The sequence below is a fragment of the Notoacmeibacter ruber genome, from assembly GCF_003668555.1.
Lineage (GTDB): Bacteria > Pseudomonadota > Alphaproteobacteria > Rhizobiales > Rhizobiaceae > Notoacmeibacter > Notoacmeibacter ruber.
The window spans coordinates 2,478,104-2,499,869 of the sequence record NZ_RCWN01000001.1 but is presented as its reverse complement, the minus strand read 5'-3'; the positions used below and the strand labels follow the sequence as shown (position 1 = coordinate 2,499,869).

The window sequence follows — 21,766 nt, the reverse complement described above, 5'->3', positions numbered from 1 at the left end:
ATTATCTCAGATTTCGCGCCACGGTTCCGGCCATGTCATCGGCCGCCTGAATGACTTTCGAATTCATTTCGTAGCCGCGCTGAGCAGCGATCAGTGCCGTGATTTCCTTGACCGGATCGACGTTGGAGCTTTCCAGATAGCCTTGGCGGACCGTGCCGAAGCCCGGATCGCCCGGCACACCCGCCACCGGTTCGCCTGACGCTTCGGACTGCCGGAAGAGGTTGTCTCCAAGGGGGATCAGACCGGCCTCGTTGGCAAAGCTCGCCAGTGTGATCTGGCCGACTTCCTGCAACTCGTTCTGGCCGTCGATCTGCGCGAAGACCTGCCCGCTTTCGCTGATCGAAATGGCGACGGCGTCGGCTGGCAGGGTAATGCCAGCGGCCAGCGGCATGCCGTTGGGCATGACGAGCTGACCTTCTGCATTGGTGTTGAACGCGCCGGCGCGGGTGTAGAGCGTCTCGTCATTGGCACCGGTGATGACGAACCAGCCCTTGCCATTCAGAGCGACGTCGAGCGCATTGCCCGTGTTCTCGAGCGTGCCCTGTTCATGCACATTGCGGATCGCAGCGCTACGGACGCCGAGGCCGAGATGGGCGCCTTCCGGAATAACGCCGGTGTCGGCCCGCGCGGCGGAGCCCTTCATCCGTTCGGTCTGGTAGAGCAGATCGGTAAATTCCGCTCGCGCCCGCTTGAAGCCGGTCGTGTTGATGTTCGCGACGTTGTTGGCGATGACTTCCAGATTGGTTTGCTGGGCGGTCATGCCGGTCGCTGCAATGGAGAGGGCGCGCATGGGTCAGTCTCCTCAGATCTGCATCCGGCTGATGTCGAGGAACGCGTTGACGAGCTTGTCGCGTACCGCAATCGCCGTTTGCAGGGATTGTTCGGCTGTCATGACCGTCTCCGCCACTTCGCGGGGGCCGGCCTGGCCGGAAAGTGCGGCCATGGATGTCTTGTCGGCCTGGGCGATCTGGTCGGCCATGTTGTTCGCGCCCTCGGCGAGCGCGCTGGCGAAATCGCCCGGCTTGACGGTGGAGGTCGTCGGCGTTGTTTCGGCAAGCGGGCCGAGACGGGCGGCGGCAATGGCGGAAAGGCTCTCGATCATCGCGAATTCATCATATCGATAGTGAGCGAGACCAGTTCGCGGACCTGACGCATGACCTGGAGGTTGGCCTCATAGGATTGGTTGGCTTCACGCATGTCGGTCATCTCGACCAGCACGTTGACATTGGGCAGCTTCACATACCCCTCGGCGTTCGCCGCGGGGTTGCCGGGGTCGAACTCCAGCGGGAAGTCGCTGTTATCGCGTCCGACTTCGGAGACGTTGACGTTGACCGCGCCGCTCGTTCTGTCCATCTCGGACTGGAAACTGACTGTCTTGCGGCGAAACGGGTCGCCGTCCGGTACCGATGCCGTGGAATTGGCGTTTGCTATATTCTCCGAGACGATCTTCAGCCGCTGGCTTTGTGCTTCAAGGCCGGATGACGAGACGCGAAGGGAGGAGAGAAGAGGATCCATGATCAGGGCTTCGCGACGGAGAGAATCATTCGGTGGAAGGCTTTGGCGATCGAAGTGTTGAGCTCGTAGGACTGGCGCAGTTCGGTCTGCTCGACGATCTCCTTCTCGATGGAGACGCTGTTCTCGGTCTGCTGGACTTCGGCGGTGCCATATTTGCCGGCAACATTGCCGCCGCTCGTCAGATGGAGCGGATTGGTGCGGCGAAGCGTGCTCGACGTGTCTTCCAGGACGGCCTGAAACGGCGAAACCTCGGAAGCCTTGTAGTCGGGCGTTTCCGCGTTTGCGATATTATTGGCCACCGTCTGCTGGCGGATCGTCAGCCACTCGGCGTGCTTTGATGCCAGTGAGAAGATCGGCAGAGAAGACATGGCGCTTTCCTTTCGAAAAGCACCCTAGGCGGCCTTACTTGCGCGTAGCTTGCGCGGACTGGCCGATGGGATAGCGGGAAATGGGCAGCGTCTCCAGGCTGCCATCCTCGAAGAGCAGCAACACTTCGTCGCGCCGTCCCCGTACGGAACTGACATGTCGTCCATCCGCAAGAATCGATCCTTTGCGGACCATCCTTACGGTCCCACCGTCGACCACCGCCGCACGCCCATTATGGAAGGCGATCGCGCGGCGCGTCGAGGTCACGCGGTCACGTTGCCAGTCTCCAAAAGCATTCGACGTCTGGAATGGCGAGTAGGGCGAGATCGGCTCGTTCTTGCGAAAGGTCGCCTTGGCCTCGGATGAAGGAAAAACGGAGCCAACCGAAACATCATCATAAGGCGTTGCGAGGATAGCCCGCTGCTTCAGGTCCGTTCCGGCTTCTTCACGGATCGTCTCGGCGCTCGCCAAATCGATGACGAGCGGCTCGTAGCGCAATTCCGGCGGCCCGAAGCTATCGGGATGAGCCGCCACGAAGAACGGTAGCGCCGCGGCGGCGGCGGCAATACCCGTTCCGCTCAAGGCGAGCAGGCCATCACCCACCCATGAAAGCAGAGGTCGCCCCGAATGACGAGGCGCCTTGGCCTTTCGCTGTCGAGAAAGCAGCATTTTTCTTTTCCTCTGTCTTGGATTCGGCCACCGATTTCAGGCGCCGGGCGATCGCGTCGAACGGATCGAGCGGGCCGACGTCGCCCGGGCTTTGCCGAATGGAATCGTAGATGACGGGAACCATCTCGACTGCCTTGTCGAGGAAGGGGTCCGCGCCCGGTCGCCAGCCGCCCAGAAGCCGCAGATCCTGCGTTTCCTCGTAGCGTGCAATCAGCGCTTTCAGCTCCGAGACGAAGAGGCGATGTTCCTTGGACCACGCCCGCAAAGCCAGGCGTGAAAGCGATTGGGTCACATCGACGGGTGGGTAACGTCCCTCCGCCGCGATGGCGCGCGACAGCACGACATGGCCGTCGAGGATGCCGCGCAGGGTGTCGCCGATCGGTTCATTGTGTTCGTCGCCATCGACGAGCACCGTGGCGATCATCGTGATGGAACCGCCCGACCCGTTGAGCGCCGGGCCTCCCCGTTCCATCAGCTTGGGAAGGGCGGCGAAGACACTGGGCGGATAACCGCGGGCGATTGGCGCTTCGCCGAGGGCAATGCCGATCTCGCGCAGCGCGTGAGCATATCGGGTGACCGAATCGAAAAGGACGAGGACACGCTTGCCCCTGTCGCGGTACCACTCCGCCGTGGTCATGGTCAGTTCCGCCGCGCGCGTTCGCATCAGGGCAGTTTCATCGCTGGTGGCGACGATGGTAATCGCCTTCTGGCGCGCTTCATCCTGAAGCGTTTCGGTCATGAATTCGCGAGCTTCACGCGTTCGCTCGCCGATCAGCCCGATGACCACCGCGTCGAAGGCGCCGGAATTGGCCAGCATGGAAAGCAAGGTGGATTTACCGACGCCCGAGCCGGCAAAGATGCCAAGACGCTGGCCGTAGCAGAGAGGCGTGAAGACATCGATGGCCGCCACGCCGGTCCGGAACGCCTCGTCGACCCGACAGGCCGAGAGAATACGCTGCGAACGGCCTTGCGCGACCGGCGGCTCCTCCGCCGTTTCGCCGACGATGGCGGGACCGCCGTCGATTGCCGAGCCCAGCCCGTCGAGGACCCTGCCTTTCCAAGCCTCGTCCGGACATCCGGTATGCGGCGGCGCGCGCAACACGATGTCGTCGCGCCGGATTCGGAAACCATCGAGAAAAGGCGCGGCGCGGATATCGCTGCTGTCGATGCGGACCACCTGAAGCGGCACTGGCCCGTCTTGGGTCTGGCAGACGAGACATTCGCCCAGACTCACGCTGTTGCCGAGACCACGGATACGCAATTGGCCAGCGGCGATGGCAACCACTCTGCCCGCCTCTCGGGCCACCGGGGCGGCCTCGACAGCAAAGGCGGCAAGCGCTTGAAGGCCCGAATGGTCCGTCACTGGCCACCCAGGAATTTCACGGCCTCATCCTTATTGCTGTTGTTGCGCGTCAGAAGGCTGTTGATGGATTCGAAGCGGCGCTGGAGGGAAATGAGCTGGGTCATTTCGCGAACAGGGTCGACGTTGGATTCCTCGATGAAACCCTGAACCACACCCGCATCATTGCGATCGACGATCGGCTGGGGGGCTGATGTCGGAACGATCGCCGAGCCTTCGGCGCGGTTGATGCCGTCTTCCGGAATATATTCGAACAGGCCGAGCGAGCCGACGATGCGGCCATTCTGGTAGAGGACACCATCCTGCCCGGAATCGACCGGCCCGGCTGCTCCGTCGATCAGGATCGGCGCGCCGCCAGCATCGAGAACAGGCTGGCCGTTGAGTGTCTGCAGTTCGCCATTATTGCTGATCGTGAAGCGACCATCACGTGTCAGAACCATACCCTGGCTGGACTGGACGCCAAACCAGCTATCGCCACGAATGGCGAAGTCGAGCGTGTTGCCCGTCTCGGTGAGTGCGCCATTACGGTTGTCGACGAAGTTGCCGCCTTCCTTGACGAACGAGTTCTCGCCGGTTTCGGTGCGCGAAAGGGCCTCTTCGAACCGGACGCGGGTGGCTCGGAAGCCGACCGTATTCACATTGGCCACATTGTCGGCAAGCGTCTCCATGCGCTTCTCGATCGCCATCTGGGCGGAAAGGCCGATATAGAGACTGTCCTTCATCATGCCGGCAATTCACCTCATCTCGTCAGGAGCGACATCAGCATGTCGGCGGAGAGGGTCGTTGCACCGGCATTGCCGAAAAGGAGACCCACCTCGGCTTCGGCAGCCCCGCCGCCATTGTTCATGTCCCACATGGCCGAGAAGCGCTCGATCATGCCGGCCAGCTTGTCGGGATCCTGGAAGTCGGCAATGTCGATGCGCCCCTCGAGCATCTCGATCTGCTTGTCGATGTTGAGCGTCGCCGTCGCTTCCGGCATACCCAGAATTGTGCGCACCACAGTGGACAGGGCCGAGTCGGCAAGGATGCCGGTCACGCTTTGCAGATCGGGCGCTTTCCGTTCGAAATACATCGCCAGGCGCACGGCTTCGTTCTTCTCGCCCTCGTTCTCTTCGAGCGTCTGGCGCATGTAGAGGTCGACCGTCCCCTGCTGCGCCCGTGTGAAGGTTGTCGCCGTCTCGCCGTAGCGTGCGAAGTTGAAGGTTTCGGCGAATTCGATGTAGCGATTGTCGGCCAACCGGTTGGCGAAAGCGGTCTTGTCGTCCGTGCCCTCTTCCAGAACCTTTCGCATGAAGGCCTTGGCATAGTTCATGTCTTCAAGGCCGAAAGCCTTCATCGCGTATTGGAAGATGCGACCGTCATTGACGAATTCCTCGGCCGATTTGATGTTGCCGATATTCTCCAGATAGTACTCGGTCTCCCGCCCGACCATCGGATCATTTTTCACAATGCCGAGCGAGCGGTCGATGTTCTGAGTGGTCAGCTGGTAGGCGGCGTAGGTGCTGAGCATGATCGCATTCCTGGAACCATATGACGGCAAACGGCACGTCCAGCCCGCAATATTGATTGCCGTCCTTGCGCGAGCCTGACCCGGCAAGAGCGCCCTTTTCGGGTGAGCAGTTCTTTCACCCGTCCAGCCCGGCGCAAGGAAACCTCCCTACCGTCAAGTCAGACGACCTTTCGCCCCTTCGGAGAAAAGCCTTGGGTGTCCTACTCGGTATAATTGTTACGCTTGGCTGCGTGATCGGCGGCTATATGGCCATGGGCGGCCATCTGTCGGTCCTCATACAGCCGTGGGAGGTGGTCATCATCGGTGGGGCCGCCTTCGGCACATTCCTGGTGGCCAACCCGCTGTCGGTCGTCAAGGATACGGGCCGCTCGCTGATGGAAGCGTTCAGCGGCAAGGCGCCGAAAGAACAAGATTACCTCGATATGCTCAGCCTTCTCTACACGCTCCTGAGGCAGCTGAAGGACCGGCCCAAGAGCGAATTCGAGAATCATATCGACAACCCGGACAGCAGTCCGATCTTCGAAGCCTATCCAACCATCCAGAAGAATACCGAGTTTCGCAACTTCATCTGCGACTATCTGCGCCTCATCATGGTGGGCAATGCGCGCCCGCATGAGGTCGAAGCGCTGATGGAAGAGGAAATCCAGACGGTCCGTCATGATGCCCTGAAAGGGTATCACGCCCTGCAGGCGGTGGCTGACGGCCTGCCGGCACTCGGGATCGTCGCCGCCGTTCTCGGTGTGGTCAAGGCGATGGGGAAAATCAACTCAACGCCTGAAGTGCTGGGCGGTTTGATTGGCGCCGCGCTGGTCGGCACCTTTATCGGCATCTTTGCCTCCTATGCCATCGTCGGACCACTCGCTGCGAAGGTGAAGCTGATCCGCGACAAGAAGATGCGCAAATACTTCGTCGCCAAGCAGACGCTGATTGCGCACATGAACGGATCTGTACCCCAGGTCGCGCTGGAGTTTGGCCGCAAGGCCATCGCTTCGCATGACCGTCCTTCCATCAATGCGGTCGAGGAAGCGACCGTCACAGCAGGAGTCGTCGCATGAGCGTCAATACGTTGAACAAAACGGAAAGCCTCTCGCGCTTTGTCGAGGCTTTGCAGGCGCGGACCACCGTGGCGCGGGATACGTCCGATCAGGATGATCGGCTGGGGCGGAGTCTGGCCCATGCCATGGGCCGTGATCTCGGGCCGGATATTGCGGGGCTGGCACGCTTCCATTTCGAAAGCGCGACGCGGACGGAGATCGGCGCATGGTCTGCGGAGCAGCCGGGGCAGGGCATGATGGTAAGGTGCCTTTCCGAAGCTGGCGAAGAGGGCGAAGACCCCGCGCCCTCGCTTCTGGCGACGATGGAAATGCAGTCGATCCGCGATGTCGCCACACTCCTGCTTGGCGGTACGATTTCGGCGCATATGGACAAGGGCGAGAAGCCGCTGACACGCATCGAGCAGTCCATCTGCGACATGCTGTGGCGCGATCTGGTTGTCGCCATCGCAAAGGAAACAAAGCACGAAATCGGGATGCCGAGTCTCGGCCGGCCGGATGATGCCGATCTTTCCGCGGTCAAGGACAAGCGGGTGCTGGTCTTGCGCTTCACGATGAGTGTCGGTGAGCGCGATGGTATGATGCAGCTGGCGATCCCGGCAGACCGTCTGCCTCTCTATCAGCCTGCACCGTCGGCGGCCGCAACCAGCGCCCACAAGGCATCTTCCCCGCACGATGCCAATGCGCCGCGCTTCGGCAGTCTGAAGGTCGAAGCGACGATTCGTCTGTCCGGCGGCATGCTGTCCTATCGCGAGATCGAAGCGCTCGAGGTGGGTAGCGTCATTCCGCTCGCCGATGCGGCCTTCTCCAATTGCATCATGCAGATTGGACAGGAAGTGCTCGCGACGGCGCGGGTCGGCAAGAGCGGCGATCATTACTGTATACGGGTCAATGAGGATGTCGCGGACTGAACAGTTCGGCGGACGATCGCTTTCAGAGAGGGACGGGTGAAAGCCATGGGACTGGAAAGTCTTCAGGAAGAATTGAGTGAACATATGAGCCAGATGGGCGCGGCCGTTGAAATGGGGGACGGGCAGGCCGATCCGGCCGCTTCCGCAGCCGGTCGACCGCGTTCGCCGATCGCCATTCAGAATATTCCGCTTGAGGTGGAAGTCATTCTCGGACGGATCGAGATGACCGTGGCCGAGCTGGGCCGTGTCGGGCCGGGCCAGGTGCTCTCCCTCAACAAGATGATCGGCGAGCCCATCGATCTGGTGGTGAATGAAACCAAGATCGGCACGGCCGAACTGATCGCTCTGGAGGGTGAGCCGACAGCCTACGGGCTGAAGATCCTCTCTATCGAGGGTAGCGACGACCTCTAAAGTCTGCGGAACCGATGATCCAGCTGATCGACACGCACCGGGCCATTGCCGTAATCATGGCTATGGGGAAGGAACGCGGCAAGGAGTTCATTCGCAACTTCCAGCCGGACGAACTTCGTCATATGGCGGAGTGCGCGCGCACCATGTCCCGCCTGACCGAGGACGACCTTGCCGAAGTCGTCCGCGACTTCGAGAACATGTTCGTCACCGGTGCCGGCATGGACGAGCTGGACACCAAGGTCGCCGAGATGCTGGCCGACTCGTTCGGCGAAGACGGCCTGGTCGATCTGCTGGGTAATGCCGATAATGACAATGCTCCCATCTGGAGCCAATTGGCCAAAACCGATCCCGAGCCACTGGGCGAATTTCTGTCCGAAGAAAGCGAACTCGTCATCGCTTATGTGCTTTCACGATTGCCGGACCAGCTCGTCGCTCGGCTCCTGCTGTCGCTGGAGCGCGAACGACGCAGCACGGTGATCGGCTTCATGATCGACGCCAAGCCGCCCAGCGAGACCGTCGTCACGCTGATCGAGGCGCGGCTGGAAGAGGCCTTTGGCGGCGACGAGAGCGATGGAACCGACAGGGCAGGAGCGGTTGCGGCTGCGCTCAACGAGTTCGAGCGCGAAGAACTCGATGAACTGATGGATGATCTGAAGAGCCTGGTGCCGCCGAAACGCCTTGCCGCAGTGCGATCCAAGCTGTTCCGCTTCGACGATGTTATCCGCCTCGATTCGGCGGCGCTCTCGACGATCTTCGACGATATGGAACAGGAACGCCTGGTTCTCGCGCTGAAAGGCGCTTCGGAAGAGGTTAAGGAGTGCGTGCTGGGCGCTGTCGGTCAGCGCAACCGCCGTATGATCGAAGCCGAACTGGCTTCTCCGAGGCCGCTGCGGGAAGCCGATGTCACGGCCGCCCGCCGCCGAATTGTCGCCGATATCCTGAAACGCGCCCATGACGGGGAGATTACCATCCCCTCTGATGAGACGGCTTAGAGCAGCTCGGACCGGATAAGGCATGAGCGAGCAGGACAAAGACAGCAAAACGGAGGATCCGACCGAGAAACGGATCCGCGATGCGCTCGAGAAAGGGCAGACCGCCGTTTCGCGTGAGACGACGCTGGCTGTCTCGCTTGGTGTGATCATGCTGTGGCTTTTGCTGATCGCCGAAGGCTCGATTGGCAGCTTCGCGACCGATCTGGCTTATATCGTGGACAACTCTGCCGGAGTGCCGATCGGAACGGCAGAAGATTTGAGACGGCTGATCTGGCACGTCATGCCACTGATCGCGTCTCTGATCCTTCCGCTCTTTCTTCTCCTTATGGTCGCAGGCATCGGTGCATCGGTCATCCAGAACGCTCCCCGTGCCGTCTTGCAGCGTATTCGGCCGAAATGGAGTTCCATTTCGCCAGTGAAGGGCTGGACCAAAATATTCGGCAAGAAGGGCCTTATCGAATTCGCCAAGTCCGTGGCCAAGTTCTCCTTCGCCGCCTTGCTGCTCAGCGTTCTCCTGCGATCGCGCCTGACCGAACTGCCGACCTATCTCAATCTCGACGTGATGATGTCGCTGTCGGGGCTCGGTCAGACGGCCAAGATGCTGGTCGCCTATCTCTTCATCTTCATGCTGATCATCGGCGTGATCGACTTTGCCGTCTCCAAGACGATGTGGAAGGCCGATCTGCGCATGACAAAGCAGGAGGTGAAGGAAGAACACAAGCAGGCGGAAGGCGACCCGCTGGTGAAATCGCGCATTCGCGCCGTCGCCAGGGCAAGGGCACGCAGCCGCATGATGGCCGCCGTTCCCGAAGCGACGCTCGTCGTCGCCAACCCCACCCACTTCGCCGTTGCGCTGCGCTATAACCCAGAAAAGGACCCGGCGCCGCGCGTCATCGCCAAGGGGACCGATGAGGTTGCCCTTCGTATCCGTCGTGTTGCCGAAGAAGCGGGTGTGCCGGTTTTCGAAGACGTGCCGCTGGCGCGTTCGCTCTATCGTGTCGCGCCGCTCGATTCCCTTATTCCGACCGAGTTTTACCGCGCTGTTGCGGCTCTTATACGTAGCGTTCAGAAGACAGGATCAGCCCATGCTGCCTACTGACCAAAAGCTTGCTCGCGAGGCTATTCTCGCTGAGGGCATTGCGCCTTTCGCCGAAGAGCTCCTGCTGGCCGATCCGGTGCATTTTGCCGCTTTCATTGCGCTCGACCTTCATGTCTCGCTCGCCGAGATCGTCAATGAAGCAGCCAATTTTCACTTCATGCCGGGCTTTATCACTCTGGGTAACAGCTCCAGCATCGTGCTTGGCTGGAACAAACTGCCTGAAATCTGTCTGGACCTTGCGCTCAACAGGACGGATTTGCAGGCGTATTTCCGCCTGTTCCTTTCCGGGGAGGGCGCGCGCGTGCAGCTGGATTACATCGCGTTTCCAAACAATAACGGCGATCCGGACGCCAATACGCGATATCTTGCCGAAACCCTTCAGGCCGAACAGTTCATGCTGACCTGATCTCTATTTGCGCCTGTCACAGTTGGTTGGAGGTGGCAAGGCGATTCGGACGAATAACGCCAGACAGCAAAAAGCCCGGACCGATCGATCCGGGCTTTTTGCTGTCTTGGTTCAATCGGCCCGTGGCGGGCCGGACCGTTTCATCAGCCCTTGAAGAGCGCCAGAATGTTCTGCGCCGAGGAGTTGGCGATCGAAAGCGCCTGAACGCCAAGCTGCTGCTGTGTCTGTAGAGCCTGCAGGCGGGTCGATTCTTCGCTCATGTCGGCATCGATCAGCGCCGAGATGCCGCGCGTCATCGCATCCATGAGCGTGGCAACGAAGTCGGTCTGCATGTCGAGCCGGCTCTTCATCGCGCCAAGATCGGAGGCTGCATTCGTAAGGTCCGTGAAGGCCGTGTGAACGAAGTCGATCATGTCGTCGATCGTGTTATCGGTCACCTTTGCCGCCGTGATGTCGAGGGTCAGGATGGAGAAGGTAACTTCATCCGGTGCGGTGCCTGACGTGGTCTCCTTTTCCAGAAGGCCATCGGCGCCGACCGCTGGATTGGCGTCGAGCAGGGATAGGTTGCTGACGTCGATCTGGATCGTATCGACCGTCACGGTGCTGCCGGTCCGGTTGAAGGATGAAACAATCTCTTCGGTGGAGGAATAGCCAGGCGCCGACGAATCGACGTTGAGCCAGTTTTCGCCAGAGAAACTCGCCGACCCGGCGATACCTTTCAGCTGTTCCTGCAACTGCCGGATCTCGTCCTGGATCTTTTCCTTGTCGACGCCCGGTTCGCGTGCCGCAACCAGCTTGGCCTTGATCGAATCAACCACATCCTTGGCGGAATTGACCGCCGTATAGGTGACGTCGATCTTTGCAGCGCCGAGGCCCAGCGCGTCCTGAACCGTCGATAGCGCCGTCTTGTCCGACTTCATGACGGTGGCGATCGACCAGTATGCCGCGTTATCCGAGGCTTCGGCGACACGATATCCCGTGGAAATGCGCTTTTGCGTATCTTCGAGTGACTTGTTCGTCGTCTCAAGGGTGCGCAGCGCTATCATGGCTGCAGAGTTTGTTCTGATACTCGTCATTGTAACAGTTCTCTCAAGCACCGCTCCGGCGCGTTTGTCCTTAGCACATGCTGGCTCTACCAGCCTGACCGGGTGGCATCATGCCGCGGCCTCACGGCCGTTGGTCGCCCATCGAAAATCTTAACAGGACCTTAACGATATTGGTTAAGAACATCTTAAACGCAACGCCGCTTGGCCTCTTCAAACCATTTAACCGCAGCGAACTTGTGCGAAACATGCGTCTCAGGGCTGCGAGCGCGCCATGAAGCCCATTTTCCTCACCTCGATGGAGCGGATCGCCTCTCCCTGGCCCATGCTTTTCAGGGCTGAAGTGATACGGGTCGCGAGACGATCCCGGTGGGCCAGAATGTCCGGATCCAGATCCTGGACCTGGTGAGTACTCGCCAGAAGGCCGAGTGCCGCCGTCACATAGACGGTCGCCGCCGGTTCCGTGAGCGAATCATCATGGGTGCCGGAAATGGTGGCGACCACATAGCCATCCGTTGACTCTCCCTCTCTCCTCGGAACAGCCACGTTCACGGCGGTGAAGGCGTGGCCGAGCGCTTCCTCCGCTTCTGCAGGTACATCGGTAGCGGCGGGTGGCATCGCCGCAAAGATGCCGATCGTGGCACCGGCAAGAATGGCGATGAAGCCGGGAATCAGAACTTTCACGGGCCCTCTCCGTTTGGAGAGACCTTAGGGTCCTAACTTTGTGTGAGCCTGACCGTTAAGATTGCGGCATTTTCGGTGCACCCGTTTACCGCTGATTAAGCTCAATAGCCATATCGTGGGTTGCACTGGGAGCAGGCGTCTTATCGCGCTTGTCGGCATGTCAGCCCTTCCCACCGCTGTGCGGATGTATCTTGCAGCCGGATTGTTTTCGGGGAAATTCATGACCGTTTCGACGGCCACGGCTCATTCTGCCGACGACGATGTACGCGTGCCGTCCGTCGTTAAACCGCTCACCTCACTGATTTACGCAGGCCTCGCAGCCCAGGTGCTGGCGATTGTTCTTTGTGCGGTTTCGCTCGCCGGGATCAATCTGCCGGGCCAGACCATGCTGCCGTTTGCTTTCCTCATCTTCGTCGGTGTGGGGCTGGCAAGCATGGTTGCATTGACCCGCAAGGTGCCGCGCCTCATCGCCCAGCCTCTTGCCGCTCTGCAGACCATTGCCCGGACCGGGCAGGCCCCAGCCGGCCAGAACGCATTCTTCGTGCGGCGCGACGTCTTCGGTGAAGTTGCGCGAAAGCTGACGGAGCCAGCGCCGGAGCCGCAGATGGTCGCGCCCGAGCAGCCGGTGATCGAAGAAACCGCGCAGGCCGGTATCGACGAGAATAGCCGTGCCGCCCTCGATGCTCTCGAGCAGGGTCTTGCCGAATTTGCCCAGGGCAATTTCCGTCATCACATCGAACACGACTTTCCGGAAGAGATTTCATCGCTCCGCGAAAGCTATCAGGAAGCACAGGCGCGAATCAGCGAGACGCTCCATCAGGTCAGCCAGACTGTCGACGGTCTTGGCAGTGGCGTCAGCGAAATCGTGTCGGCTTCGGACGACCTGTCCAAGCGTACAGAACGTCAGGCCGTGGCGCTTGAAGAGACGGTCTCGACGCTCGGTACCGTGGTCGACGAGGTTCGTACGTCCACCAAGCGGCTCGAGGAAACCAGCAATGTGGCTGCGAGCGCCAGGCAGGATGCCGAATCCAGCGGTGCCGTGGTCGACGAAGCTCTCACCGCCATGCGGGAAATCGAGGATTCCGCGACGAAGATCAACAAGATCATCACCGTCATCGACGAGATCGCATTTCAGACCAATCTCCTCGCCCTCAATGCCGGTGTGGAGGCTGCCCGCGCCGGCGACGCCGGGCAGGGCTTCGCGGTCGTGGCATCCGAAGTGCGGGCCCTGGCCCAACGCTCGGCAACCGCTGCGCGGGAAATTTCCGGCCTGATCACGCAATCGACACAGCAGATTGCCGATGGATCACGGCTGGTCAATCAGACCGGCTCCGCCCTGAAGCGCATCTCCGATCACGTGTTGAACATCAGCCAGAATGTGGAAGCGATTACAGAGAGCGCTCAGGAGCAGACGCACGCCCTCGATACGCTGAACAGCAGCGCGGTTGAAATGGATGGCATGACGCAGCAGAACGCCGCGATGGCCGAAGAGGTCACCGCCGCGAGCCATTCGCTGCAAAGCCATACCGTTGAATTGTCAGCTCTTCTGCGGGACGTGCAGGGCGCAAAGGCAAAGCCCCGCCATGCACCGGCGGTCGAAGCCGGGCGCGCGCCGACCTCCACCTCCAATGCGGCCACTCTGAAAGGCGCTGCCGCAGCATTGAAGAGCGGAACGACATCGCGGTTCGCCGATCTTGCGAGAACGCAGGACGCAGCAGCGACAGCTACGCTTGCGCGGCGCGCCGAAACCAGCCGGTCGTCTGCGCCTCAGCAGACGCCGATGCCGCGGCCAAGAGCCTCGGCAGAACGCGCCACGCCGGCTCTGACTCTCGGCAATGCCGCCATTGACGAAGACTGGGAGGAATTCTGATGCAAAATTCGATTGATGACTTCATGCCCCTCACCGAGGAGCCGAAGAGCGTCGAGATCTCCGCCGACTTCACCGAGCCCTTCATCGAGGATGATGGCTCACGGCTGATGCTCGAAGGAGCACCCGCCCTGGAAATGGAAGAGTTGCCCGCCTTTGCGGACGCTCCTGCCGAGGCGTCGATAGATGAGCTCGCCGATCTGGCACCGATCGCGAGCGTGGACGCAGACGAACTGCCTGACCTTGCCTCTTTCGAGGCTGCCGAAGCCGAAAGCACGGAGTCTTCCCTCGATGTGTTTCCGAACCTCGAATCAGATGCGACGGATATTGCCGATATGACGGTCGAAGCCGGTGCGTCCGACAATGGTGAAGGAATTATCCTGCCGGAGGTTCTCGATCTGGATCAGGCCGAAAATCTGCGTGCGACATTACTCGAGCGTATCGGTACCAACCTTGTCATCGACGCGTCCGAGGTGACGCGCATCGATACACCCTGCATCGAAGTGGCCATCTCCGCTTCCAAACAATGGTTTGAAGACGGATTCACGCTCGAGTGGTCCAATCCGTCCGAACCTTTCATCACTTCTCTCGACCGTCTCGGTCTTTCCACCGATTTCCTCCGCAATGAAGGAGTGCACTAATGTCTCAGACCATCCTTGCCGTGGATGATTCCCGCACGATCAGACAGCTTGTCGAAGCGTGTCTGAAAGGCGCCGGTTTCAACGTCGTGACGGCCGAAGATGGCCAGGACGGGCTTGCCAAGCTCGAGGGCTGCGAGCCGGACGTGATCATCACCGATATCAACATGCCGAATCTCGACGGCTATGGCTTCATCTCGGCGGTTCGGGGCGGCATGCGCAGTGCTGCGGCACCGATTCTGGTCCTGACGACGGAGTCCAGCCAGGAAAAGAAGGCCCGCGCCCGTGATGCCGGGGCCACCGGCTGGATCGTCAAGCCCTTCAGCCCTGACAAGCTGCTCGCCGCCATCAACCGCGTTCTCGCCTGATCGGAGACAGATCAATGGATCTGGACACAATCAAAAATACGTTTTTCCTAGAGTGCGCCGAGCAGCTTGCTGAGGTCGAGCAGGGCTTCATGACGCTGCAGAGTGATCCGGAAGAAGTGAGTTGCGTCCATGCGATTTTCCGCGCGATCCACTCGATCAAGGGCGGCGGCGGCGCGTTCGGTTTCACTGAACTGGTCGAGTTCGCTCACAAGGTAGAGAACGGGCTCGATGTCATCCGCAACGAGGCGGATCCTGGGCGAGATCCGCGTCTGGACCTGATCGCTTCGGCATGTGACCGCCTCAGCGACGTCATTGCGGCAACGCGCGATGGCACGGACATCCCGGATACCAGCGATTTCATCTCGAAGCTTGCCGAGGCATTCGCCGGCGATATTTCCGACGAGCCGGAGCCGGATATCGAATTCGACGCTGTTCCGATCGAGATCGGCTCTCTCGAGATCGTAGAAGAAATAGAAGCGCCGGCTGCGACGGTGCACACGATCACGATCAAGCCGACACTGGCATTCTACCAGCGCGGCAACGATGTTCAGAAACTCGCCCGCAATCTTGCGGAGCTAGGCGAACTGGCCGTCGAAACCGATAGCGCCAATGTGCCGACGCTGAGCGGCTTCGACAGCTCCAAAAGCTATCTGACCTTCAATCTGCGCCTTTCGAGCAATGCGCCCGACGAGGAAATCACTGACATCATCGAGTGGTGTGAAGGCGATTGCGAAATCTCCCATACCACCGATGCGCCGGTTGATGAGGCCCCGAGCGATATGCCGGATCTCGACGATCTGCTCGCAGGCTTCGAATCCGCTACGGGTGAGGATGACGAGTCCGAGGAGCCGGCTGCCGCCGCCCCGGCGCCTCTCGCCCTTGTCGCCGAGGATGGCGCTGCCGAGGAGGCTACACAACAGCCTGCCGCCGCCAAACCGGCAGACCATCCTGCCAAGGAAAAGGCCGCAGCGCTCAAGGCCTCGCCGACGATTCGCGTGGAATCGGAGCGCGTCGATCGGCTGATTAATCTGATGGGCGAGGCCGTCATCAGTCAGGCCATGCTCGCGCAGAGCCTTTCGACAGAAATGGACAACCGCGATTCGCCGTCTCAGAACATGCTGCGCGAGATCGAACGCTTGATGCGCGAGATCCAGGAAAGCGTGATGGCGATCCGTGCCCAGCCGGTCAAACCCGTCTTCATGCGGATGTCGCGCATCGTCCGTGAAGCGTGCAGCGGGACCGGCAAGAAAGCCGTCCTAGCGCTCGAAGGTGAAAACACAGAGGTCGACACGACCGTGATCGAAGGGTTGAGCGATCCGCTGACCCACATGATCCGCAACGCGATCGATCACGGCATCGAGACCCCGGAAGACCGGCTTGCCAAGGGCAAGGAGGAACAGGGCACCATCAAGCTCTCCGCCTGCCACCAGTCCGGCCGTATCGTGGTGTCGGTGGAAGATGACGGTGCCGGTCTCAATCGCGAGCGCCTGCTGAAGAAAGCCCTTGAAAAGGGTATCGTCGAGCCGGGCGCCGAACTCAGCGAAAGCGAGATCGACAATCTCATCTTCGCGCCGGGCTTTTCGACCGCCGAGCAGTTGACAGACCTTTCCGGTCGCGGGGTCGGGATGGATGTGGTGCGCCAGTCCATTCAGGCACTGGGCGGTCGTGTTTCCATCAGTTCGACACCAGGCCACGGCACGCAGATCAGGCTCAGCCTCCCGCTGACACTCGCCATCCTCGATGGAATGGTCGTGCGTGCCGCCGGAGAGATTTTCGTCGTTCCGCTTTCCAGTGTGCTCGAAACTCTCAGTGTGACGCGGGAAACCGTTCACGACATTGGCGGCAAGCCGGTGGTCAAGGTCCGCAATACGCTGATCCCGGTCATCGACATTTCGTCCCGGCTCGGCTTCCGCTCTGCCGACGACCTGCCGGAGAAAGCCACTCTGCTGATCGTTGAATCGCAGTCGGGCGCATCCGCTGCGCTGCTTGTCGACGAGTTCGATGGACAGCAGCAGTTCGTCATCAAGTCGCTGGAAACCAATTTCGGACGAGTATCCGACGTCAGTGCCGCGACCATTCTCGGTACCGGCCGGATCGCCTTGATCCTCGACATTGACGAGATTTTGGAATCGGCCCTCGGCCTTCGTCAAAACAACAGTTCGCTCCTCGTTACTGAAAGGGCAGTGGCATGACCGAAAAACATCAGAGCACACGCGAATTCATCGCCTTCATGGTCAGAGGGCGCCAGTTCTGCATCGATATCACCTCCATCCGCGAAATCCGCGGCTGGAACGATGCCACCAAGCTGCCGCACGTGCCGGACTATGTGGTCGGCGTCGTGAACCTGCGGGGCACGATCCTGCCTATCATCGATGTTTCTGCCCGTTTCGGACTGGGCGATTGCGAGCCGAGCCCGCAGAGCGTCGTCATTGTGGCGCAGGTCGGCGACCGGCTCGCCGGCATGCTCGTCGACAGCGTCTCGGACATTCTGCAGGTCGCACCGGAAGACATTCGGGACCTGCCGGATATGGATACGCCGGTCGGTGCGGAGTTCCTGCGCCAGGTCATTCTCCATGATGAAGCCATCATCTGTGAGGTCATGCTGGAGAATATCATCTCCACGACGTTGCAGGATGCCGCCTGATGAGCATGCCCGCGCCCGCTGATGTACTGACGGCGCCGAACCTGACGTCCGAAGCCTTCGAAACGATCCGCCGGGTCGTATCGGAGAGGGCGGGCATCGAGCTTTCGGAGAGCAAGCGCGAACTGGTCTGCGGCCGTCTTGCAAGAAGGCTTCGGGCGCTGCGCTGCGCGTCATATGAGGAGTACGCACGCCTTATCGCTTCCAAGGAGGGCGAGGAAGAGTGCCATTCGATGATCTGCGCGGTCACGACAAACGTCACCGATTTCTGGCGCGAACCGCACCACTTCGAGCACGTTCGGGACCATGTTGCCGCGGCCGCCATTGCCGATGCCCGCAAGGGCGCTCCGATCCGGTTCTGGTCGGCGGGCAGTTCGGATGGACGCGAGGCCCTGTCGCTCGGTGCCACCCTGCTGGATGCGGCCAATGGATCGCTGGGTAATGCCGACCTGCGGATTCTTGCGACGGATATCGATACCGATATCCTTCGCAAGGCGAGGGCCGGCCGTTATGCGGCTGCCGAGGGGGACAAGCTGCCACCGGCGCTTCGTGACAAATGGTTCAAGGAAAGCGCCGGCTATGTTGAGCCCGTGGAGTCCCTGCGGCGTCTGATCCAGTACAATCCGCTCAACCTCAAAGTGAAATGGCCGATGAAGCGTCGTTTCCGAGGGATCTTCTGCCGGAATGTTCTGATCTATTTTCCGAACGATTTGCAGGCCGAACTGATGGTGCGTTTTGCGGAGATGCTGGAGCCGAACGGCTTTCTGTATCTTGGCCACTCCGAGCGCCTGCACGGACCGGCGCTGAGTAAATTCAAGCCATGCTGCCCATCGGGCTTCCAGAAAGTGAGTGGGGCGTGATGCCGGGACACTACAAGGTTCTCATCGTTGATGACTCACCGGTTATGCAGTCGGTGATCGAGGCGATCCTCAAGGAGGACAAGACCCTCCAGATCGTCGGCACGGCCGTTGATCCGTTCGAGGCGCGCGACAAGATCAAGCTGCTTAATCCCGACGTCATCACGCTCGATCTCGAAATGCCCAACATGAACGGGCTGGAGTTCCTCAAGCGGATCATGAAACTGCGGCCCATGCCGGTGGTCGTGATTTCGAGCCATGCCACGGAAGGCAGCGAAATCGCCTCGGAAGCGCTGCGCCTTGGCGCCAATGCCTGCCTGCCCAAGCCGAACCTATCCGACGAACACGCCATGCAGACCATGCGGCAAGCGGTTCGCGATGCCTGCCTGATGGAAGTGGGCGGCGCCGAGCGGCGTCAGAGCCCGGCTCCTTCGGCTGCTCGGCCCAGCACACCGCCACCGGCCAGCGGCGCGGCGCCGGATCTGATCGCCCTTGGTTCTTCGACGGGAGGCATCGAGGCGCTGGAGGTCATTCTTGGCCGGTTCGCGGCGGATTGTCCGCCAACCGTCATCACGCAGCATTTGCCGGGCCGCTTTTCCGCAGGTCTGGCAGCGCGGCTCGACCGTGCGATCCTGCCTCATCTGAAGGTTGCAGAAGACGGAGAAACTCTCCGGACCGGATGCGTCTATCTGGCTCCCGGCGAGGTCGGTCATCTGCATATAAGGGGCCGCACCACGCTGACCTGTCATATCGTGCAGGGCGACCCCGTTCAGGGTCACCGCCCCGCCGTCGATGAGATGTTCCGTTCCATCGCAAGCCTGGGAAACTGGAAGGTGAGCGCCGCCGTTCTTACAGGGATGGGGGCCGATGGGGCACAGGGATTGCTGGCCCTTAGACAGACGGGAGCACGAACCTTCGCCCAGGACCAGGCGACCAGCCTGGTCTACGGCATGCCCCGCGTTGCAGCCGAATGCGGCGCTGCCGAGCAGGTTCTACCATTACAAGCATTGGCGGATGCGCTGCAGGGCCGCCAGATCATGAAGAAGGTCGCCAATCAATGAGCATCAAGGATATGCTACATGTCATGGTTGTTGACGATAACGTCACCAGCCGAATGTTGACCGTCGAAATGCTTCAGGGACTGGGCCTGAAGAACATTCAGCTCGCCAAGGACGGGCGGGATGGCTTCACCAAACTCAATACCAAGCCGGTCCATATCGTCATTTCAGATCTTTACATGCCGGATGTGGACGGCATGAAGCTCTTGCAGGCGGTGCGCGCCAGCGCGAAGCTTTCCAAGACCGGGTTCATTATGATCACCGGGCGAAAGGACGCCAAGGTTGTGGACCAGGCGCGCAAGCTGGGCGCCAACAACGTGCTGGCCAAGCCGTTTACCCCTGCCGTTCTGAAAAGCGCGCTCGAGGCGGTTGTCGGGAAATTTGCCTGATGACGGCGATGGGATCGCACAGAACGATCGTCGGGCAGGGCGAATACGCCGTGACCAAGGATCCCAATACGACGCTCAGCGCGGTGCTGGGTTCGTGCGTCGCATGTTGCGCATATGATCCCGTTCGGGGGCTTGGCGGCATGAACCATATTCTGTTGCCGGGTAACACCGGAGCCAGTCACGACGAGCAGCGCGGTTATGGCGCGTGGCTGATGGAAATGATGTTGAACGAAATGTTCAAGACGGGGGCGTCCCGGTCGGATATCCGTGTGAAGCTGTTCGGGGGCGCTCGCATGTTTGCCTCGAACTGGCAGCCTGGCGAGGAAAATATCGCGTTCGTACGCGAGTTCCTCAGGGCCGAAGGCTACCCTGTGACGGCTGAGGATCTCGGCGGCCATAAAGCCAGACGTGTCAATTTTCAGGCTCATACGGGCAGGGCCTGGGTCAAGGCGATTGACGACAAGGTTGTCGAACAGCCCGTCAAGCCGGTGCCGCAGAGGCAGGCGGCTGACGATGTCGATTTCTTCTAAGGAGAGCGCAGGAATGACCAGCGATCTACCAATGTTTCACGAAGATGATGATCTATGGGGCGAGGTTGGTGACCATAGTGCGCCCTCCGCGGACGAGCCCATCGCCGTCAGCTTTCGCAAGCTTGTCGGTATCGTTGCTGACCAGTTGCGCAGCATTGCGGAGCGCCTGGACGTCGAGCAGGATTGGCCGATCGCACAGCTCGACAGCCAGTCTTTGGCTTTCCTGCAGAATCTCGACCTGCATTCGCAGCAGCTCAAACAGATGGCAGAATTGCTTTCCCATGTGGATGCGGTGCCGAATGCACAGGATATGGTCGAGATCGGAACGTGCCTGGAGACAATCGCCAGACTGATGCGCGAAAACTGATAGATCAGTGAAGTATCGGGAAAGGCGGGCGGATCGACTTTTCGCCCGCCATTATTTTGCGCGGCTTCGCCCTAATTGATGATGCCGTGGCGCAAGGCGTTTGCAACCGCATGCACTCGGTTGGTGCATTCGAGTTTCTTGGCCGACGAGATGAGATAGTGGTTGACGGTGTGCTCGCTCAACCCGACGATCATCGCGATTTCAGAACTCGTCTTGCCGAGGGAACACCACAGCAGGCATTCTATTTCACGTCGCGTGAACCGAGCGCGCATCTCCGCACTGTCGTCACTCATCGCTGCTTGAGCGCTCATCGATTAGCCCCGAATCACTTTCAACCGGAAAGTTGGTCGACGCTACTATCGAGGAGTCAGTGGTTGCAACTCTTCGTCAAATGGCAATCCGTAACGGACGAGAAGAGGCGCGCACGGTTTCGATTCTATTCAAAGTCTGGCGAGGCGTTCTGGAAGAGGATACGCTGAAGATTTTGTGATTGAGATATAAAGGCAAAAGATAAGGTGCCGAGTAAATTCGTATATTTTTGTGACCTATCGCTGACGCATCTAAGCCAGACTCACCGTCTTGTCGTCTTCGAAATATTGGCGACTCTGCCGACGCTCTTTTTGATTCAAAATAGACTCATAGAGCGGACACCTGAATCAATATTAGGGAAACGCAAGAATTTTAAATGCGTAGATGCAGCGTGATCGACTCGACAGCGATGATGTTGACTCTTGATTGTATAATATTACCGGCTCAAAGAGAGACGAGCAGTGCGCTTCAGGGGACGCGATGCTTGGGCAAGCGCGCAATGTGGCGCGTTGAGCGCCAGCATTTTGTCGAGGCAGGAAAAAGGCCATCCACGTTTTTTCCACAGCTTGAAAGCTGAGTCTTTGGTCTCCAGCGCGCCTTGCATCGCAAATATGATCGATTCGACGGCGGTTAGACAAACTTTCCTAAAAAAATGTATCGATTGAGCATCAATATTGACGGAAGTTAAGACAGATTTCATCTGTCGCATATAATCTCAACCTCG

Annotated in this window: 28 protein-coding genes; 16 read left to right on the top strand and 12 right to left on the bottom strand. The window is 60.0% G+C overall.

All coding sequences use genetic code 11. The features are described from left to right. Position 1 precedes the first annotated feature (1 nt). Genes flgG through D8780_RS11905 form a run of 8 tightly spaced genes read right to left on the bottom strand, consistent with a single transcriptional unit; the run spans position 2 to position 5,420 of the window. Positions 2-790, bottom strand: coding sequence for a flagellar basal-body rod protein FlgG (gene flgG / locus D8780_RS11940; RefSeq protein ID WP_121645791.1), 789 nt, complete (start codon positions 788-790; stop codon positions 2-4). 12 nt (positions 791-802) lie between these two features. Beyond that, positions 803-1,102, bottom strand: coding sequence for a flagellar hook-basal body complex protein FliE (gene fliE, locus D8780_RS11935; RefSeq protein WP_121645790.1), 300 nt, complete (start codon positions 1,100-1,102; stop codon positions 803-805). Then, positions 1,099-1,515, bottom strand: a complete 417-nt coding sequence (flgC, locus tag D8780_RS11930; RefSeq protein WP_121645789.1) for a flagellar basal body rod protein FlgC — start codon at positions 1,513-1,515, stop codon at positions 1,099-1,101. The genes fliE and flgC overlap by 4 nt, the downstream gene beginning before the upstream one ends. A 2-nt stretch (positions 1,516-1,517) precedes the next feature. Continuing rightward, positions 1,518-1,883 carry a flagellar basal body protein gene (locus D8780_RS11925; protein ID WP_121645788.1) on the bottom strand — a complete coding sequence of 122 codons (366 nt, stop codon included), beginning with the start codon at positions 1,881-1,883 and terminating at the stop codon, positions 1,518-1,520. Between the two features lie 34 nt (positions 1,884-1,917). Beyond that, positions 1,918-2,484: a hypothetical protein gene (locus tag D8780_RS11920; protein WP_121645787.1), complete on the bottom strand. Its 567-nt coding sequence runs from the start codon at positions 2,482-2,484 to the stop codon at positions 1,918-1,920. Then, positions 2,477-3,913, bottom strand: a complete 1,437-nt coding sequence (gene fliI, locus D8780_RS11915; protein ID WP_245412336.1) for a flagellum-specific ATP synthase FliI — start codon at positions 3,911-3,913, stop codon at positions 2,477-2,479. The genes D8780_RS11920 and fliI overlap by 8 nt, the downstream gene beginning before the upstream one ends. Beyond that, on the bottom strand, positions 3,910-4,632 hold the full coding sequence (gene flgF, locus D8780_RS11910) for a flagellar basal-body rod protein FlgF (RefSeq protein WP_121646546.1): 723 nt from the start codon (positions 4,630-4,632) through the stop codon (positions 3,910-3,912). Before flgF ends, fliI begins: the two co-directional genes overlap by 4 nt. A gap of 17 nt (positions 4,633-4,649) precedes the next feature. Beyond that, positions 4,650-5,420, bottom strand: a complete 771-nt coding sequence (locus D8780_RS11905) for a DUF1217 domain-containing protein (protein WP_121645785.1) — start codon at positions 5,418-5,420, stop codon at positions 4,650-4,652. A gap of 191 nt (positions 5,421-5,611) precedes the next feature. Here D8780_RS11905 and motA point away from each other — a divergent pair, with 191 nt between their 5' ends. From motA to D8780_RS11875, 6 genes are read left to right on the top strand one after another with little or no spacing between them, the layout of a single operon-like run. Then, positions 5,612-6,475, top strand: a complete 864-nt coding sequence (motA, locus tag D8780_RS11900; RefSeq protein ID WP_121645784.1) for a flagellar motor stator protein MotA — start codon at positions 5,612-5,614, stop codon at positions 6,473-6,475. Next, positions 6,472-7,383, top strand: coding sequence for a FliM/FliN family flagellar motor switch protein (locus tag D8780_RS11895; protein WP_121645783.1), 912 nt, complete (start codon positions 6,472-6,474; stop codon positions 7,381-7,383). The genes motA and D8780_RS11895 overlap by 4 nt, the downstream gene beginning before the upstream one ends. A 45-nt stretch (positions 7,384-7,428) precedes the next feature. Then, positions 7,429-7,794 (top strand): FliM/FliN family flagellar motor switch protein, encoded by a 366-nt coding sequence (locus D8780_RS11890; protein WP_121645782.1) that lies wholly within the window; start codon positions 7,429-7,431, stop codon positions 7,792-7,794. 14 nt (positions 7,795-7,808) lie between these two features. Then, the gene (locus tag D8780_RS11885; RefSeq protein WP_121645781.1) at positions 7,809-8,786 is read left to right on the top strand and encodes a FliG C-terminal domain-containing protein; all 978 of its coding nucleotides are present in this window, start codon (positions 7,809-7,811) and stop codon (positions 8,784-8,786) included. A gap of 22 nt (positions 8,787-8,808) precedes the next feature. Further along, positions 8,809-9,885 carry an EscU/YscU/HrcU family type III secretion system export apparatus switch protein gene (locus D8780_RS11880; RefSeq protein WP_121645780.1) on the top strand — a complete coding sequence of 359 codons (1,077 nt, stop codon included), beginning with the start codon at positions 8,809-8,811 and terminating at the stop codon, positions 9,883-9,885. Then, a complete protein-coding gene (locus D8780_RS11875; RefSeq protein ID WP_121645779.1) occupies positions 9,872-10,291 on the top strand; it encodes a hypothetical protein in 420 nt (139 codons plus the stop codon). The genes D8780_RS11880 and D8780_RS11875 overlap by 14 nt, the downstream gene beginning before the upstream one ends. Positions 10,292-10,434: 143 nt before the next feature. Here D8780_RS11875 and D8780_RS11870 read toward each other — a convergent pair whose 3' ends face one another. After that, positions 10,435-11,367 (bottom strand): flagellin N-terminal helical domain-containing protein, encoded by a 933-nt coding sequence (locus D8780_RS11870; protein WP_121645778.1) that lies wholly within the window; start codon positions 11,365-11,367, stop codon positions 10,435-10,437. 222 nt (positions 11,368-11,589) lie between these two features. After that, on the bottom strand, positions 11,590-12,018 hold the full coding sequence (locus tag D8780_RS11865; protein WP_121645777.1) for a hypothetical protein: 429 nt from the start codon (positions 12,016-12,018) through the stop codon (positions 11,590-11,592). A 220-nt stretch (positions 12,019-12,238) separates the two neighbouring features. Between D8780_RS11865 and D8780_RS11860 the strand changes: the two genes are divergently transcribed. From D8780_RS11860 to D8780_RS11815, 10 genes are read left to right on the top strand one after another with little or no spacing between them, the layout of a single operon-like run. Then, the gene (locus D8780_RS11860) at positions 12,239-13,888 is read left to right on the top strand and encodes a methyl-accepting chemotaxis protein (protein ID WP_158598499.1); all 1,650 of its coding nucleotides are present in this window, start codon (positions 12,239-12,241) and stop codon (positions 13,886-13,888) included. Beyond that, positions 13,888-14,526: an STAS domain-containing protein gene (locus tag D8780_RS11855; protein ID WP_121645775.1), complete on the top strand. Its 639-nt coding sequence runs from the start codon at positions 13,888-13,890 to the stop codon at positions 14,524-14,526. Before D8780_RS11860 ends, D8780_RS11855 begins: the two co-directional genes overlap by 1 nt. Next, entirely contained in the window at positions 14,526-14,891 is a 366-nt protein-coding gene (locus tag D8780_RS11850; protein WP_121645774.1) for a response regulator, read from the top strand. Before D8780_RS11855 ends, D8780_RS11850 begins: the two co-directional genes overlap by 1 nt. Positions 14,892-14,905: 14 nt before the next feature. Then, on the top strand, positions 14,906-17,083 hold the full coding sequence (locus D8780_RS11845) for a chemotaxis protein CheA (protein ID WP_121645773.1): 2,178 nt from the start codon (positions 14,906-14,908) through the stop codon (positions 17,081-17,083). Next, positions 17,080-17,535: a chemotaxis protein CheW gene (locus D8780_RS11840; RefSeq protein WP_121645772.1), complete on the top strand. Its 456-nt coding sequence runs from the start codon at positions 17,080-17,082 to the stop codon at positions 17,533-17,535. Before D8780_RS11845 ends, D8780_RS11840 begins: the two co-directional genes overlap by 4 nt. Continuing rightward, positions 17,535-18,392, top strand: a complete 858-nt coding sequence (locus tag D8780_RS11835) for a CheR family methyltransferase (protein ID WP_121645771.1) — start codon at positions 17,535-17,537, stop codon at positions 18,390-18,392. Before D8780_RS11840 ends, D8780_RS11835 begins: the two co-directional genes overlap by 1 nt. Further along, complete coding sequence (locus D8780_RS11830) at positions 18,392-19,450, top strand: protein-glutamate methylesterase/protein-glutamine glutaminase (RefSeq protein ID WP_121645770.1); 1,059 nt, start codon at positions 18,392-18,394, stop codon at positions 19,448-19,450. The genes D8780_RS11835 and D8780_RS11830 overlap by 1 nt, the downstream gene beginning before the upstream one ends. Next, positions 19,447-19,836 carry a response regulator gene (locus tag D8780_RS11825; protein ID WP_210209462.1) on the top strand — a complete coding sequence of 130 codons (390 nt, stop codon included), beginning with the start codon at positions 19,447-19,449 and terminating at the stop codon, positions 19,834-19,836. Before D8780_RS11830 ends, D8780_RS11825 begins: the two co-directional genes overlap by 4 nt. Beyond that, positions 19,836-20,366, top strand: coding sequence for a chemotaxis protein CheD (locus D8780_RS11820; protein WP_121645768.1), 531 nt, complete (start codon positions 19,836-19,838; stop codon positions 20,364-20,366). The genes D8780_RS11825 and D8780_RS11820 overlap by 1 nt, the downstream gene beginning before the upstream one ends. 13 nt (positions 20,367-20,379) lie before the next feature. Continuing rightward, complete coding sequence (locus tag D8780_RS11815) at positions 20,380-20,733, top strand: hypothetical protein (RefSeq protein WP_121645767.1); 354 nt, start codon at positions 20,380-20,382, stop codon at positions 20,731-20,733. A gap of 71 nt (positions 20,734-20,804) precedes the next feature. Here the strand turns inward: D8780_RS11815 and D8780_RS11810 are convergent, their stop codons facing one another. Together D8780_RS11810 and D8780_RS15690 are read right to left on the bottom strand one after the other, a co-directional pair. Next, positions 20,805-21,044 (bottom strand): response regulator transcription factor, encoded by a 240-nt coding sequence (locus D8780_RS11810; RefSeq protein ID WP_121645766.1) that lies wholly within the window; start codon positions 21,042-21,044, stop codon positions 20,805-20,807. 434 nt (positions 21,045-21,478) lie between these two features. Further along, positions 21,479-21,751 (bottom strand): hypothetical protein, encoded by a 273-nt coding sequence (locus D8780_RS15690; RefSeq protein ID WP_147440313.1) that lies wholly within the window; start codon positions 21,749-21,751, stop codon positions 21,479-21,481. Positions 21,752-21,766 lie beyond the last annotated feature (15 nt).

Coding starts and splice junctions, on each gene's coding strand:
- flgG (WP_121645791.1), bottom strand. CDS start 790: ATGCGCGCCCTCTCCATTGCAGCGACCGGCATGACCGCCCAGCAAACC.
- fliE (WP_121645790.1), bottom strand. CDS start 1,102: ATGATCGAGAGCCTTTCCGCCATTGCCGCCGCCCGTCTCGGCCCGCTT.
- flgC (WP_121645789.1), bottom strand. CDS start 1,515: ATGGATCCTCTTCTCTCCTCCCTTCGCGTCTCGTCATCCGGCCTTGAA.
- D8780_RS11925 (WP_121645788.1), bottom strand. CDS start 1,883: ATGTCTTCTCTGCCGATCTTCTCACTGGCATCAAAGCACGCCGAGTGG.
- flgF (WP_121646546.1), bottom strand. CDS start 4,632: ATGAAGGACAGTCTCTATATCGGCCTTTCCGCCCAGATGGCGATCGAG.
- D8780_RS11905 (WP_121645785.1), bottom strand. CDS start 5,420: ATGCTCAGCACCTACGCCGCCTACCAGCTGACCACTCAGAACATCGAC.
- D8780_RS11895 (WP_121645783.1), top strand. CDS start 6,472: ATGAGCGTCAATACGTTGAACAAAACGGAAAGCCTCTCGCGCTTTGTC.
- D8780_RS11890 (WP_121645782.1), top strand. CDS start 7,429: ATGGGACTGGAAAGTCTTCAGGAAGAATTGAGTGAACATATGAGCCAG.
- D8780_RS11885 (WP_121645781.1), top strand. CDS start 7,809: ATGATCCAGCTGATCGACACGCACCGGGCCATTGCCGTAATCATGGCT.
- D8780_RS11880 (WP_121645780.1), top strand. CDS start 8,809: ATGAGCGAGCAGGACAAAGACAGCAAAACGGAGGATCCGACCGAGAAA.
- D8780_RS11875 (WP_121645779.1), top strand. CDS start 9,872: ATGCTGCCTACTGACCAAAAGCTTGCTCGCGAGGCTATTCTCGCTGAG.
- D8780_RS11870 (WP_121645778.1), bottom strand. CDS start 11,367: ATGACGAGTATCAGAACAAACTCTGCAGCCATGATAGCGCTGCGCACC.
- D8780_RS11860 (WP_158598499.1), top strand. CDS start 12,239: ATGACCGTTTCGACGGCCACGGCTCATTCTGCCGACGACGATGTACGC.
- D8780_RS11855 (WP_121645775.1), top strand. CDS start 13,888: ATGCAAAATTCGATTGATGACTTCATGCCCCTCACCGAGGAGCCGAAG.
- D8780_RS11850 (WP_121645774.1), top strand. CDS start 14,526: ATGTCTCAGACCATCCTTGCCGTGGATGATTCCCGCACGATCAGACAG.
- D8780_RS11845 (WP_121645773.1), top strand. CDS start 14,906: ATGGATCTGGACACAATCAAAAATACGTTTTTCCTAGAGTGCGCCGAG.
- D8780_RS11840 (WP_121645772.1), top strand. CDS start 17,080: ATGACCGAAAAACATCAGAGCACACGCGAATTCATCGCCTTCATGGTC.
- D8780_RS11835 (WP_121645771.1), top strand. CDS start 17,535: ATGAGCATGCCCGCGCCCGCTGATGTACTGACGGCGCCGAACCTGACG.
- D8780_RS11830 (WP_121645770.1), top strand. CDS start 18,392: ATGCCGGGACACTACAAGGTTCTCATCGTTGATGACTCACCGGTTATG.
- D8780_RS11825 (WP_210209462.1), top strand. CDS start 19,447: ATGAGCATCAAGGATATGCTACATGTCATGGTTGTTGACGATAACGTC.
- D8780_RS11820 (WP_121645768.1), top strand. CDS start 19,836: ATGACGGCGATGGGATCGCACAGAACGATCGTCGGGCAGGGCGAATAC.
- D8780_RS11815 (WP_121645767.1), top strand. CDS start 20,380: ATGACCAGCGATCTACCAATGTTTCACGAAGATGATGATCTATGGGGC.
- D8780_RS11810 (WP_121645766.1), bottom strand. CDS start 21,044: ATGAGCGCTCAAGCAGCGATGAGTGACGACAGTGCGGAGATGCGCGCT.
- D8780_RS15690 (WP_147440313.1), bottom strand. CDS start 21,751: ATGCGACAGATGAAATCTGTCTTAACTTCCGTCAATATTGATGCTCAA.